Source organism: Labedella gwakjiensis, from assembly GCF_003014675.1.
GTDB classification, from domain to species: domain Bacteria; phylum Actinomycetota; class Actinomycetes; order Actinomycetales; family Microbacteriaceae; genus Labedella; species Labedella gwakjiensis.
In genome coordinates, this window is record NZ_PYAU01000001.1 from 3,001,077 (window position 1) to 3,014,145 (window position 13,069).

Sequence of the window (13,069 nt, forward strand, 5' to 3'; positions counted from 1 at the left end):
CCGTTTTCCAACCAGGTGCCGCCCCTTCCCGCCCCCCTCACGGGGAGGGGCGGCACCGCCTCTCCAGAGGAGTCCGCGTGATCAACGCGATCGTCGAGCCTCTCGACGCCCCGCCGCGCAAGAAGCGGCGCTCGAGCTCTCAGGGCCGGCTCGAACCCTACGGCTTCATCGCCCCCACGGTGGCCCTCCTGTTCGTCCTGATGGTCGTGCCGATCGTCCTCGTCGTCGGCTACTCCTTCATGGACAACGTCATCATGAAGAGGAACCCCGAGTTCGTCGGGCTCGACAACTTCGTCGAGATCCTCACGGACGGCGTCTTCCTCACCGCCATCGGCAACACCCTCTTCTTCACGATCGTGAGCGTCGTCGCCCACCTCGTGATCGGTCTCGCCTTCGCGATGCTGCTCAACAGCACCGTCATCAGCCGGGCGACCCGCGGCATCTTCCGCGTGATCTACATCCTGCCGTGGCTCTTCACGGCCGCCGTGATCGCGGTCCTCTGGCGGATGCTGCTCAACCCGAACGGCGTCGTCAACTACCTGCTCCAGTCCGACGTCGAATGGCTCTCGTCGCCCGACCTCGCTCTCGGCGCCGTCACCTTCATCAACATCTGGGCCGGCTACCCCTTCTTCATGATCAGCCTGCTCGCGGGACTCCAGGGGATCCCCGGAGACCTGTACGAGGCCGCGACCGTCGACGGTGCGAGCCCGTGGCAGCGATTCGTGAGCGTCACGCTCCCGCAGCTCAAGCCGATCATCATCAGCATGTCGCTGCTCGACCTCATCTGGACGTCGCAGCAGTTCGCCCTCATCTGGATGACGACGGGCGGAGGCCCGATCAACGTCACCGAGATGCTCAGCACCTACACATACAAGCTCGCCTTCAGCCGGTACGAGTTCTCGCTCGCCTCCACGAGCGCCGTGCTCATCCTGCTGCTGTCGATGGTGCTCGCCTTCTTCTACGTCCGACACCAGCGCGCGAGGGACTGACCCATGACCACCATGCTGCACCAGACGGTCGAACCCGAGACCGCACCGCGGAACGACTTCGGCGGAACCGAGCGCAAGCGCGCGAAGGCCCGTCGCCGACTCCTCGTCAAGATCGGCGTGCTCGCCGCCCTCATCACGGGCGCCTTCTTCGCCGGAGCCCCCGTGCTCTGGATGCTCGCGAGCTCGTTCAAGTCGAACACCGAGATCTTCGCGTCGCCTCCCGTGCTCGTCACCGAGAACTTCTCGTTCGACGCGTACGTGACGATCCTCACCGACCCGGAGAAGGTGCGCTTCTTCATCAACAGCTACGTCATCTCGCTCGCGGTGACGGCGCTCACCCTCGTGGTGGCGATCCTCGCGGCCTACGCCTTCAGCCGGTTCGAGTTCCGGTTCAAGCGCCCGCTCAACATCCTCATCGTGAGCGTGCAGGCCGTGCCGCCCATCACGCTCCTCATCCCGTACTTCGGGCTCATGGTGACGCTCGGGCTCTACAACACCTACCCGGGGCTCATCCTCACCTACATGGTGTTCACGCTGCCGTACGCGATCATCATGATGACCGGGTACTTCAACACGCTGCCCCGTGAGCTCGACGAGGCCGTGCGCGTGGACGGAGCCGGCTCCATGACCGCCCTCTGGCGGATCCTCGTCCCGATCTCGGTGCCCGGCATCGTGTCCGTCGGCGTCTACACGTTCATGATCGCGTGGAACGAGTACCTCTTCGCCCTCACCCTCACGAAGACGCAGGACATGCGCACGGTGCCCATCGGCATCCAGCTGCTCATGGGCCAGCACTCGTACGAGTGGAACGAAATGATGGCGATGAGCATCCTCGGGTCGATCCCCGTCCTCGTCCTCTTCCTCTTCTTCCAGCGCTACTTCATCGGCGGGCTGACCTCCGGGTCGGTCAAGAGCTGACGCGCGCCCAGACCACGACCATCCCAATAACAAGGAGAACCCCGAAAGTGCTCATCACCGGCAAAGAACTGCTGTCCGTCGCGAACGACAACGACTTCGCGGTCCCCGCCTTCAACATCAGCGACTACGCGATGTTCAACGGCATCATCGACATCAGCGAGAAGAAGAACGCGCCGCTCATCGTCGCGATCCACCCGGACGAGGTGAGCCACATCGGCGCGGAGTCGGTCCTCGCGATGCGTGCCAGAGCGCACCGTTCGAGCGTGCCCGTCGTCATCCACTGGGACCACGGTGGAACGTACGAGCAGATCCTCTCCGCGATCCAGTTCGGTTTCACCTCGGTGATGATCGACGCATCGATGCTTCCCTTCGACGACAACGTGGCGATCACGAAGCGCGTCGTGGACGCGGCCCACGCCGTCGGCCTCTCCGTCGAGGGCGAGCTCGGCACCATCGGCAAGACCGACAACGAGGCGGAGGACGGGGCTGCGGACATCATCTACACCGTGCCGGAGGACGCCGTTCGCTTCGTCGAGCAGACGGGCGTCGACAGCCTCGCGATCGCCATCGGAACCTCGCACGGCCTCTATCCGGCGAGCATGAAGCCGGAGCTGCGCCTCGACCTCCTCAAGGAGATCAAGGCAGCCGTCCCGATCCCGCTCGTGCTGCACGGCGGATCGAACAACCCGGACGACGAGATCGGCCGCTCGGTGAAGCTCGGCGTCAACAAGATCAACATCTCGAGCGACATCAAGGCCGCCTACCATCAGAAGATGCGCGAGGTCCTCGCGGACTCCTCGCTGCGCGAGCCGAACTCGATCCAGCCCCCCTGCATCGAGGCCATGCAGGTCGTGGCGGCGCACAAGATCGACCTGTTCGACGCCGCCGGCAAAGCGTCGGTGTACTAGATCGACCACTCAAGGGAGAGGGGCGCGACGTGGCGCACCGTTTGGTTCTCGGCCTCGGCGGCACCGTCGACTACGAGATCGACTGGGACGGACGGGTCGTCGGGGCCCTGGCCGAGCAGTACGGCATCACGCCTGACGAGCTCGACCGGACGATCCCCGTCGTCGACGAGCGGTCCCTGCTCGTGACCCTTCTCGCGTTCGTCCGCGACGGTGCCGGGGGAGAGCGGTTCGTCGCATCCCCCGACATCGTCGCGGCCTACGCCGATCGCTTCGCCACCCGGGTCACCCTGGGCGGCACGTGCGTGCGCGCGGCGATCGCCCTTCGCTCGCTCGGTCACGACAGCCTCGTGCACCTCGTGAGCATCGACGACCACGTGCGCCGCCTGCTGCCGGAGGGCGTCGACTACATCTGCAGTGCGACGTCCGACTCGACGGATCCGCACCTCATCGTGCAGTTCCCCTCGGGTCCGGCGGTCATCGGCGGCCCCGTGCCCCTCGACGCGCCGTTCCCGAACCGTGTGATCTACACGAACGACGAGCCGAACAGGAACCTCTTCATCAGCGACGAACTCGACGGGGTGCTGGCAGGAGCCGACGTCTTCCTCGTGTCCGGCTTCAACACCATCCAGGACCCGTCGCTGCTGCGGCAGCGTGTGGACCGCGTCCGTTCGGCGATCCGGTCGGCGGCCGACGACACGATCGTCGTCTACGAGGACGCCGGCTACCACGAACCCGCGTTCAGCCACGTGGTCCGCGACGCGATCGCGCCGGACGTGACCGTGTACAGCCTCAACGAGGAGGAGTTCCTCGCGTACGTGGGGCGCGACGTCGACCTGCTCGACGCGACGGATGTCCTCGCGGCGCTCGACGGTCTCCTCGATCTCATCCCGTCCCCGTGCCTCGTCGTGCACACGAAGCACTGGGCCCTCTCGGCCGGTCCGCGCGCCGCGCGTTTCGCCGACGCCGTGCTCGGTGGAGTCGTCATGGCGAGCACGCGCTACCTCGTGGGCGACGGTCAGACCGCCGACGACTACGCGGCCACCGCTGCGCTGCCGCGCACCGAGGCGGGCTCCCGCTTCGCCGCCGAGATCGAGAGCCTCTCCCGCGGAGCCATCCACTGCCACGCGGCGTTCGTCCTCGAGGTCGACCGACCGACGACGATCGGATTGGGCGATACCTTCATCGGAGGCATCATCGCGGTGCTCGCGGATGAGCGGGGGATCCCCTCCGTCACCGCACCCGAGACCCGATCCCAACCCGTGGAGACCATGTGAACCCCGTCGTCCTGCCGTCGAACCGACCGCCCGAGCGCTTCTATCGCGGCGGTCGACGCATCACCGACCTCCGTGGGGAGGACCCGGCGGGTGAACGCGAGCCCGAGGACTGGGTGGCGTCGGTCACGACGGTCGCGGGCGAGGAACGCACGGGTCTGACCACGCTCCCCGACGGAAGGCTGCTGCGGGACGCGATAGCCGACGACCCGTTCGCCTGGCTCGGCGCCGAGCACGTCGCGCGCTTCGGCGTGGATCCGATGCTGCTCGTGAAGCTCCTCGACGCGGGGGAGCGCCTCCCGGTGCACGCGCACCCGCACGGCACGTTCGCCCACAAGCACCTCGGGCGCGCGCACGGGAAGGCGGAGGCCTGGGTGATCCTCGACGGCGGGGAGGTGCACCTCGGCCTCCGCCGGGACCTGACCACGGGCGAGCTCGACGATCTCCTGCGGCGACAGGACAGCGCGGCCCTCCTCGACGCGATGCACCGGATCGACGTGCGGAGGGGCGATGTCGTCTACGTGCCGCCCGGTGTGCTCCACGCGATCGGCGGCGGCGTCTTCCTCGCCGAGCTGCAGGAGCCGGAGGACCTGTCGATCCTCGTGGAGTGGCAGGGATTCGCCCTCGACGGCGAGAGCGACGGGCACCTGGGGCTCGGCTTCGAGCTCGCCCTGAGCGCCGTCGAACGCCGGGCGCGTTCCGCCGAGGAGATCGGTGCCCTCGTGCACCGTGCGCTCGGGGACACTCCGCTGCTCGCCGCGGAGGCCGACGAGTACTTCCGGCTCGAGTGGGTGGTGGCCGACGACGGCGCGCCGATCTCGGTCGCCGCAGGCTTCGCCGTGGTCCTCGTGCTCGAAGGGGCGCTCGAGCTCGCCGTCACCGGGGGTGTGCTCGGCGTGACCGGGGGACGGACGCTCGTCGTGCCGCACGCGGCCGGTCCCCTCGCCGTCCGAGGCGCCGGCGAGCTGCTCGTGTGCCGCCCGCCGACAGCGGGATCTCCCGCGTGACGGTCGGCTGAGACGGGCGCGGGTCGCGGTCAGGCCACGGGAACGGGCTGGCGGCGCATCACCCGGACCCCCGCCACCGCGGCGAGCAGGATGACCGCGGGAATGAGGAACGCGAGTCCGCCGACACCGTCGATGAGGGCACCGATCCCCACCGCACCGAGGAGGGCCCCGCCGTAATTGAAGAGGTTGACCCGCGCGATGACCTCGTCGCTGCGTGCCGGCAGCACGTCTCCGGCCGCTCCGAAGGCGACCGGCACGAGCACACCGACGGCGAGGCCGCTCAGGGCGAACCCCACGAGGGCCGCGGCGGAACCCGGGACGAGCGCCACGACGAGGCCCCCGAGGACACCGACGGCGACGCCGGCCACGGCCGTCCCCGATCGACCGATCCGCCGGGTGAGGGGGTCCGTCCCGAGACGGGAGGCGAGCACCGCGGCCTGGTAGAGCGCGTAGCCGAGCGGCGCGACGGCCGCGCCCACGCCGAGGGCCGTGAGGTGGACGGAACTCCACGTGCTGACTCCCGCGTCGACGGTGAAGGCGGCCAGGACGACGAGACCGAGAGCGACGATCGGCGCGCGGGGGAGTGCCGCCGTCGGTGCCGAACGTTCGTCTCGCGGAGGACGGGCGGCTCTCGTGCCGTCGAGCCGGGGGACCACGACGAGCACGAGGACCACCTGCAGGGCCGCGGCGACGAGGAGAGCCGCGACCGCGCCGAGGGTGAGTGCGAGCGCGAGCGACATCGCGACGGCACCGACGATGGCGCCGACCGTGTATGCCGCGAAGAAACGGCCGAGGGCTGGTCGGTCGATTCGGCGCTCGACGAGCACTCCCTGCATGTTCGACGAGGCGTCGATGGCTCCGAGCCCGATGCCGTAGACCGCGATGGCCGCGATGAACAGGACGACGGACGGCGACAGTGCGGCGACGGCGAGCCCTGCGACCTGGAGGAGGAATCCGACCCGGACGGCGCTCCGGCTTCCCGCGCGCACCGCGACGAGGTCCGCGAGGATCGACCCGAGCGAGGCGGCGACACACACGCCGAGGAGGATGACGGCCACCATCGTGGCGTCGAGAGCGTGTCGCGACTGGAACGACGGGAGGGCCGTGACCACGACGGCGTAGCCGAGCCCCTGGAGTGCGTAGGACGCCGCGACGGGTGCGAACGTCGATCGTTCCGGGGACGGTTCCACGATTCTCCTCTGGCGATGTCGTCTCCCGCACCGTAGCGGCGGTACCCGGAGGCGCACAAGAGCGACATCCGCAACGCCCGTCCCGGTGGGTGCCCCGATGCGAGACTGGGGGAATGACCGGGCTCGACGACCTCCGCGCCGAGATCGCGGCCCATCCCTCGAACGACTGGGCGACCGAGCAGGGCTGGGCGCCCCTCGTCGTCGGTTCTCCCGCTTCGCGCGTGCTCCTCATCAGCCAGGCCCCGGGGCGTCGGGCGCAGGAGAGCGGCATCCCGTGGAACGACGCGAGCGGCGTGCGGTTGCGGTCGTGGCTCGGGGTGACCGATGAGGAGTTCTACGATGCGTCGCGCTTCGCGATCGTGCCGATGGACTTCTACTACCCGGGCAAGGCCGCGAGCGGAGACAAGCCGCCGCGACCGGGAGTCGCGCCCCTCTGGCATCCGCGGGTCCTCGAGCAGCTCACGGGTGTACGCGCCACGATCCTCGTGGGCTCCTACGCTCAGCGCTACTACCTCGGCAGCGCCCGCTCGGCGACGCTCACGGAGACCGTCCGACGCGCGACCGACTTCGCCCCGTCGTTCCCGATCGTGCACCCGTCGCCGCTCACCCTCGGCTGGCAGCGCCGCAACCCCTGGTACGACACCGAGACGCTTCCCGCCCTGCGCGCGTTCGTGCGCAGAGCCCTGGATTGACGGGACGTCCCAGGGAGCAAGAACCTCGGGGCGACTACTTCAACAGCCTCGACAGCACACGATCGGCGAGCGGTTTGCCCTTCGTCTGGCACGTGGGGCAGTACTGCAGGGTCGAGTCCGAGAAGCGCACCTGGCGCACGGTGTCGCCGCACACGGGGCACGCCTCGCCCGTGCGGCCGTGGACGCGCATCCCTGCGCGCTTCTCGCGTTTGAGTTCGGTGGCGTCGAGGCCGTCTGAACGCTCCACAGCCTCCTGGAGCGTCGTCCGCATGGCCTCGTAGAGGCGCGAGACGAGCTCGGGCGACATCGACGCCGGCGCGAACGGCGACATCTTCGCGACGTGCAGGATCTCGTCGGAGTAGGCGTTGCCGATGCCGGCGATCACCGACTGGTTCCTCAGGACGCCCTTGATCTGGGAGCGACCGGAGTGCGCGAGGATGTCGGCGAACACCTCCTCCGTGAACTCCTCCGCGAGAGGGTCGGGCCCGAGACGCGAGACGCCCGGGACCTCGAGCGGATCCGGGACGACGGAGAGCGAGAGCCGCTTGGTCGTGCCGGCCTCCGTGATGTCGATCCCGCCGCCGCCCACGAGACGGAGCCGGGCGGCGAGCGGACCTTTGCCCGGCCGCCCGGTCGGGGTCTGCGGCACCTCGTCCCTCCACCGGATCCAACCACCCCGCGCGAGGTGGATGAGCAGGTGCAGCTCGCCGATGCCGAGGTCGAGGAACTTCCCGTGGCGTGCGACGACGCCGATCGTCTCGCCCTCGAGTGCGGAGGCCGGCGGATCGAAGGTCTTGAGCGCCGCGAACGCGAACACCTGGAACCGTTCGACGACACGGCCGGAGAGACGCGACTCGAGCGCCCTCGCGAGCGCGTGGACCTCGGGAAGCTCTGGCATGGCCCCATCTTCCGCCACACCACCGACATCCGCCACACCACCGACATCCGCGACGGGTCGACGGTGGAAACGACCGTGGGGCGGCCGGTCCGGCCACCCCACGGTCGTTCACTCGATGAGAGAGGGTCAGCTAGGCGAGGAGTCCCGCCGGCGCGATCCACACGGTGCTCTCGCGCGGCAGTGCCGAACCCTCCACGGCGCCGAGGACGACGCCCGCCGCATCCGCCCCGAGGTCGAACGGTTCCGTACCGAAGTTCGTCACCACGTGCCAGCCGTTGGGACGGGCGAAGCGCAGCACGTCCGGCCGTCCGGTCTCGATCCACTCGAGCGACTCGTCGGACTGCAGCACGTGCCGCACGCGCAGGGCCTCGCGGTACAGCGACAGCGTGGATGTCGGGTCGCCGGCCTCGACGTCCACGGCGAAGTCCGCGAACCAGGCCGGTTGCGGCAGATGAGCGTCCCCGGTGCCGAACCCGAAGGACGAACCGGACGCCGTCCACGGCAGGGGCACGCGGCACCCGTCGCGGCCGAGGCCGTCGAACTCGCCGCCGCGGAAGAATGCGGGGTCCTGTCTCTGCTCTGGCGTGATCTCCGCGACCTCCTGCAGGCCGAGCTCCTCGCCCTGGTAGAGGTAGGCGCTGCCCGGAAGCCCGAGAAGCAGGAGGGTGGCGGCCCGAGCCCGACGCAGACCCTGTTCGCGATCGTTCCCCTCCGCCGGTCCGCCCGCGGCGACCCACTCGGTGCCCTGCTTGACGGGTCGCCCGTCGAGCGCCGGGAGTCCGTACCGCGTGGCGTGCCGGGTGACGTCGTGGTTCGACAGCACCCACGTCGTCGACGACCCGGAGGCCTCCGACTGCGCGAGGTTGTCGGCGATGATCGTGCGGAACTGGGTCGCGTCGAAGTCGGCGACGAGCAGGTCGAAGTTGAACGCCTGCCCGAGCCCCTCGGCCGACGCGTACTTCGCGCGACGCTCCGGTGTGCTGACCCACGCCTCGGCGACCGCGGTGCGGGGCGGGTCGTACTCGTTGAAGACCCGACGCCACTCGGCGTAGACCTCGTGCACGTCGTCGCGGTCGAGGATCGGGTGCTTGCCGTCCTGGGGGATCAGGTCGAGCTCGGCGCGGCTCGGTAGGGGCTCGGTGAGGTCCTTCGTGAGCATGTGCGCGACGTCGATGCGGAAGCCGTCGACGCCCCGGTCCGACCAGAACCGGAGGGTCGTGAGGAAGTCCTCGCGCACCTCCGGGTGGTCCCAGTTGAGGTCGGGCTGCTCCGTGGCGAAGTTGTGGAAGTACCACTGACCGTCCGCCACGCGCTCCCATGCGGGCCCGCCGAACACCGACTCCCAGTCGGTCGGCGGCTGCTCGCCGTTCTCGCCCGTGCCCTCGCGGAAGATGTACCGCTCGCGCGCGGCCGAACCGCGCCCGGCGGCCAGCGCCTCCTGGAACCACGCGTGAAGGTTCGACGTGTGGTTCGGCACGATGTCGACGACCACGCGGATGCCGCGGCCGTGGAGGGCCTCGACCATGCGGTCGAAATCCTCGAGTGTGCCGAGGCGCGGGTCGACGTTCCGGTAGTCGGCGACGTCGTAGCCGCCGTCGGCGAGGGCGGACGGGTAGAACGGGCTGAGCCACACGGCGTCGATCCCGAGATCGGCGAGGTAGTCGACGCGGGAGACGATGCCGGGCACGTCGCCGATCCCGTCGCCGTTCGCGTCCGCGAAGCTGCGCGGGTAGATCTGGTAGACCGCGGCCTGGCGCCACCATGCGGCGTCGGTGGTGCTGCGGGTCTCCGTGAGGAGTGCGTCGGTCATGGAGGAGGAACCCTTTCTGTGGTGCGGGAGGTGTGGGGCGGGTGGTCGACGGTGTCGTGGGGAGGTGCCAGGGGTCATGGTGACGGCCGCCGCGGGAGCCGCGGCGGCCGTCGAATCGCGGTGGTGGTGCGGCTCAGCCCTTGAGGGCGCCCTGCGTGACACCCTCCATCACCCAGCGCTGCGCGAACAGGTAGGCGATGATGGCCGGCGCCATCGCCATCAGGTACGAGGCGAAGGCGACGTTGTAGTCGCTCGAGAACTGCGTCTGGAACAGGTTCTGTCTCACGGGGAGCGTCTGCATGTCGGCGTCGGAGATGATCAGCGACGGCATCATGAAGTCGTTCCACGCGTAGAGGAACGCGAAGATTCCGACCGTGGCGCTCATCGGGGCGAGGAGCGGGAAGATGAGCTTCCAGAACGTCTGCCACGTGCTCGCGCCGTCGATGCGCGCGCTCTCCTCGAGCTCCATGGGGATGGAGCGCAGGAAGGCCGTGAAGAGGAGCACGCTGAAGCTGAGCTGGAACATCGTGGCCAGGATGATCACGCCGAGCGGGTTGTCGAGCCCGAAGCGGCCGGTCAGCTGGATCTGCGGCAGCGCCACGACGGGGAACGGGATGAACATCGCGCCGAGCAGGTAGAAGAACGAGTAGCGGAAGAGCCGTCGGTCCCAGTTCCGCACGATCGCGTAGGACGCGAACGACGCGAGGACGATCGTGGCCAGCACCGTTCCGGCGGTCACGATGAACGACATCGCGAAGCCGACGGGGAACTTCGTGAGCTCCCACGCCTGCACGAAGCCGTCGATGCTGAACGGGGCCGGCAGTGAGAACGCGTTGCCGTCGACGGCCTGTCCACTCGTCTTGAACGCCATCGAGATGGTCACGTAGAGCGGCAGGATCACGGTGACGGCGCACAGCAGCAGGATGACCGTGGTCGACCAGCTGCCCGACTTCCGTCCCTTGATCGGGCGGGAGGATCCGCCCGTCGTGATGGAGCGGGTGGATCCGGTGTCCGCACCGGACGTCGACTGCTTGGCGGTGGTCTTCGGGTCGAGAGGGATCGTGGACATCAGATGTTGTTCCTTCCGCGCGTCACCGAGAGCTGCAGGACGGCGATGATGATCGTGATGATGAAGAACAGCGTCGCCGTCGCCATCTGGTAGGCGTAGTCGCCCGTCTGGAAGCCGCGGATGATGGTCATCGAGATGCTTCGAGTGGAGGTGCCGGGGCCGCCGCCGGTGAGGCCGACGATGATGTCGTAGGCGTTCAGGTAGTTCTTGAACCCCAGGATCACGTTGATGACCACGTAGCCGGCGACGAGCGGGAGCGTGATGCGCGCCAGCTGCTGCCTCTTGTTCGCCCCGTCGATCGATGCCGCCTCGTAGACGTCACCGGGGATCGAGAGGAGCCCGGCGATGTAGATGAGGAGTGTTCCCGGGATCGACTGCCAGGCGGTGACGATCACGATGCCGAGCCAGGCGAGGTCGGGGTTCGCGAGGATGCTCGTCTCGAGGAACGGGATGCCGAGCGCCCCGCCCGCGGCGGGCAGCGAGTTCTGGAACAGGAACTGGAAGACGTAGGCGATGATGATGCCCGAGACGACCATGGGGATCACGAAGATCGCCCGCAGGCCCATCTTGAAGCGGATCTTCGCCGTGAGTCCCACCGCGAGGAGGAACGCCAGGACGTTCACGAGGATCACCGTCACGAGGGCGAAGCCGAACGTGAAGAGGAAGCTCGTGAGGATCGCCGGATCGCTGAACGCCGCGATGTAGTTCGTGAAGCCGGTGAACTCCCACACGCCGATCCCGATGGAGTCGGTGAAGCTGAAGAAGATCCCGATGATCCCGGGAACCGTGATCGCCAGCGTGAACAGGATCACCGCGGGGAAGAGGAAGAGGTAGTAGATCGGCTCGACGCGCTTCATGCTGCGGCTCTTGCGGGCGGCGGGGGCTCCGCCGGTGACGATGTTCTGTGTCGCGCTCATCAGTTCCCCTCCTCGCTCGAGACGGCCGGCTGGCGGAACGCGATGCGCGCCCAGTCGGCGTCCATGGTGCGCAGCAGGTTCTCGGCGTTCGTGCCGAGGACGAGCGACTGCGCGTAGTTCTCCGTGGGGATGGCCCGCGGGTTCAGGATGCCGGGACCCTGGTAGAACGCGCCGGCGTCGTAGTAGGGGATCATCCCCTCGACGCGGGGGTCGCTCGGAGCCTTGCCGTCCTTCGTCGGCACGAAACCGAGCTGGGACTCGTTGTACGCCTGGATGATGTCGGGCTGGAAGAGGTAGTCCATGAAGTCGAAGGCGCCCTCCTTGTTGCTGGCGTCCTCCGGGATCATCGTGACGAGGTCCATGTTGACGCGGACCTTGAGGTCGTCCGGGTCCTCGGTCATCGGGAGCGGGAACGTGCCGAGTTCGGCGTCGGGGTTGGTCAGCTCGATCTGGCTGAGAGCCCACGGTCCCTGCATGTACATCGCTGCCTCACCGTTGGCGAAGGCGACGTTGCCCACGTCGTAGGCGCGGCTTCCGGCGTTCGGCTGCGTGTACTCGCTCGCGAGCAGCTGCATCTTCTCGACAGGCTCGAGGAAGTCCTTCTCGAAGCTCACCGGGGAGTCGGGGCCCACCTCGGTGCCCTGCTCCGCCATCTGGTCGTAGAACGACTGGACGTCCATCGAGCTGCCGATGGCGTAGTCGAACCAGCCCTGGTTGACCGTCCACGCGTCGGCGAACGTGCCGTAGAACGGGGCGATGTCGGCGGCCTTGAGGGTGTCTCCCACCTCGAGGAGTTCACTCCACGTCGTGGGGACCTCGAGGTCGTTCTCCTCGAAGATCGTCTTGTTGTAGATGACGGACGCGGCCATCACCGAGTACGGGAGGGCCGTGGTGCGACCGGGGCACGTGCCGAACTGGTCGAGGAGCGGCTGGAACTCGTCGCGGATTGTCGACGCGGCATCCGTCTCGGAGAGGTCCTCGAGCACGCAGCGCTGCACGAAGCGGGAGACCTCGTGGTTGTAGTTGGCGAGCATGAGGTCCGGCGGATTGCCTCGCACGAAGCTCGCGGAGATCGGGTCGACCCCCGACGTGTCCATCACCACGTTGTACTCGTCCTGCGACGCGTTGTAGTCGGCGACCGTCTGCTCCATGAACGTGATCGCCTCACGCTTGTTGAACGTGAAGTGGACGGTCTCGCGACCGTCCGCGGAGCAGCCGGTCAACACCGCCCCGACCAGGATCACGCCGAGAGCTCCGGCTGTCGCGCGCAGGGCGCGCCTCAATCGTCTAGACATCGTTGTCCTTCCGCCGGGGAGGCCCCTCAGGCGGTTCCCCGTAATAAATATTGCGAGCGAATAAACTCGTTCGGGCCACTCTGCCAAAGGAGCGCCCCCGGGTCA

General features: G+C 68.3%; 12 protein-coding genes. 6 read left to right on the plus strand and 6 right to left on the minus strand.

Translation table 11 applies throughout. The annotated features are described in order from the left end of the window. The first annotated feature begins 77 nt into the window (after positions 1 to 77). Genes CLV49_RS14130 through CLV49_RS14150 form a run of 5 tightly spaced genes read left to right on the plus strand, consistent with a single transcriptional unit; the run spans position 78 to position 5,093 of the window. A complete protein-coding gene (locus CLV49_RS14130; protein ID WP_243696552.1) occupies positions 78 to 989 on the plus strand; it encodes a carbohydrate ABC transporter permease in 912 nt (303 codons plus the stop codon). 3 nt (positions 990 to 992) lie between these two features. Beyond that, complete coding sequence (locus CLV49_RS14135) at positions 993 to 1,907, plus strand: carbohydrate ABC transporter permease (RefSeq protein WP_243696551.1); 915 nt, start codon at positions 993 to 995, stop codon at positions 1,905 to 1,907. 47 nt (positions 1,908 to 1,954) lie between these two features. Further along, on the plus strand, positions 1,955 to 2,815 hold the full coding sequence (locus CLV49_RS14140; protein WP_106564111.1) for a ketose-bisphosphate aldolase: 861 nt from the start codon (positions 1,955 to 1,957) through the stop codon (positions 2,813 to 2,815). Between the two features lie 29 nt (positions 2,816 to 2,844). Then, positions 2,845 to 4,089 (plus strand): ADP-dependent glucokinase/phosphofructokinase, encoded by a 1,245-nt coding sequence (locus tag CLV49_RS14145; RefSeq protein ID WP_106564112.1) that lies wholly within the window; start codon positions 2,845 to 2,847, stop codon positions 4,087 to 4,089. Further along, complete coding sequence (locus CLV49_RS14150; protein WP_106564113.1) at positions 4,086 to 5,093, plus strand: class I mannose-6-phosphate isomerase; 1,008 nt, start codon at positions 4,086 to 4,088, stop codon at positions 5,091 to 5,093. Before CLV49_RS14145 ends, CLV49_RS14150 begins: the two co-directional genes overlap by 4 nt. 29 nt (positions 5,094 to 5,122) lie before the next feature. Here CLV49_RS14150 and CLV49_RS14155 read toward each other — a convergent pair whose 3' ends face one another. Then, on the minus strand, positions 5,123 to 6,283 hold the full coding sequence (locus tag CLV49_RS14155; protein ID WP_243696550.1) for an MFS transporter: 1,161 nt from the start codon (positions 6,281 to 6,283) through the stop codon (positions 5,123 to 5,125). A 113-nt stretch (positions 6,284 to 6,396) separates the two neighbouring features. Here CLV49_RS14155 and CLV49_RS14160 point away from each other — a divergent pair, with 113 nt between their 5' ends. After that, the gene (locus tag CLV49_RS14160) at positions 6,397 to 6,975 is read left to right on the plus strand and encodes a uracil-DNA glycosylase family protein (protein WP_106564114.1); all 579 of its coding nucleotides are present in this window, start codon (positions 6,397 to 6,399) and stop codon (positions 6,973 to 6,975) included. Positions 6,976 to 7,009: 34 nt separating this feature from the next. Here the strand turns inward: CLV49_RS14160 and CLV49_RS14165 are convergent, their stop codons facing one another. The 5 genes from CLV49_RS14165 to CLV49_RS14185 form a co-directional block, all read right to left on the minus strand. Next, positions 7,010 to 7,873 (minus strand): Fpg/Nei family DNA glycosylase, encoded by an 864-nt coding sequence (locus CLV49_RS14165; RefSeq protein ID WP_106564115.1) that lies wholly within the window; start codon positions 7,871 to 7,873, stop codon positions 7,010 to 7,012. Positions 7,874 to 8,003: 130 nt separating this feature from the next. Then, the gene (locus CLV49_RS14170) at positions 8,004 to 9,683 is read right to left on the minus strand and encodes a glycoside hydrolase family 13 protein (protein ID WP_106564116.1); all 1,680 of its coding nucleotides are present in this window, start codon (positions 9,681 to 9,683) and stop codon (positions 8,004 to 8,006) included. A 133-nt stretch (positions 9,684 to 9,816) separates the two neighbouring features. Further along, positions 9,817 to 10,752: a carbohydrate ABC transporter permease gene (locus tag CLV49_RS14175; RefSeq protein ID WP_106564117.1), complete on the minus strand. Its 936-nt coding sequence runs from the start codon at positions 10,750 to 10,752 to the stop codon at positions 9,817 to 9,819. Beyond that, positions 10,752 to 11,669, minus strand: coding sequence for a carbohydrate ABC transporter permease (locus tag CLV49_RS14180; RefSeq protein WP_106564118.1), 918 nt, complete (start codon positions 11,667 to 11,669; stop codon positions 10,752 to 10,754). Before CLV49_RS14180 ends, CLV49_RS14175 begins: the two co-directional genes overlap by 1 nt. Next, positions 11,669 to 12,964, minus strand: coding sequence for an ABC transporter substrate-binding protein (locus CLV49_RS14185; protein ID WP_106564119.1), 1,296 nt, complete (start codon positions 12,962 to 12,964; stop codon positions 11,669 to 11,671). Before CLV49_RS14185 ends, CLV49_RS14180 begins: the two co-directional genes overlap by 1 nt. Between the last annotated feature and the right edge of the window lie 105 nt (positions 12,965 to 13,069).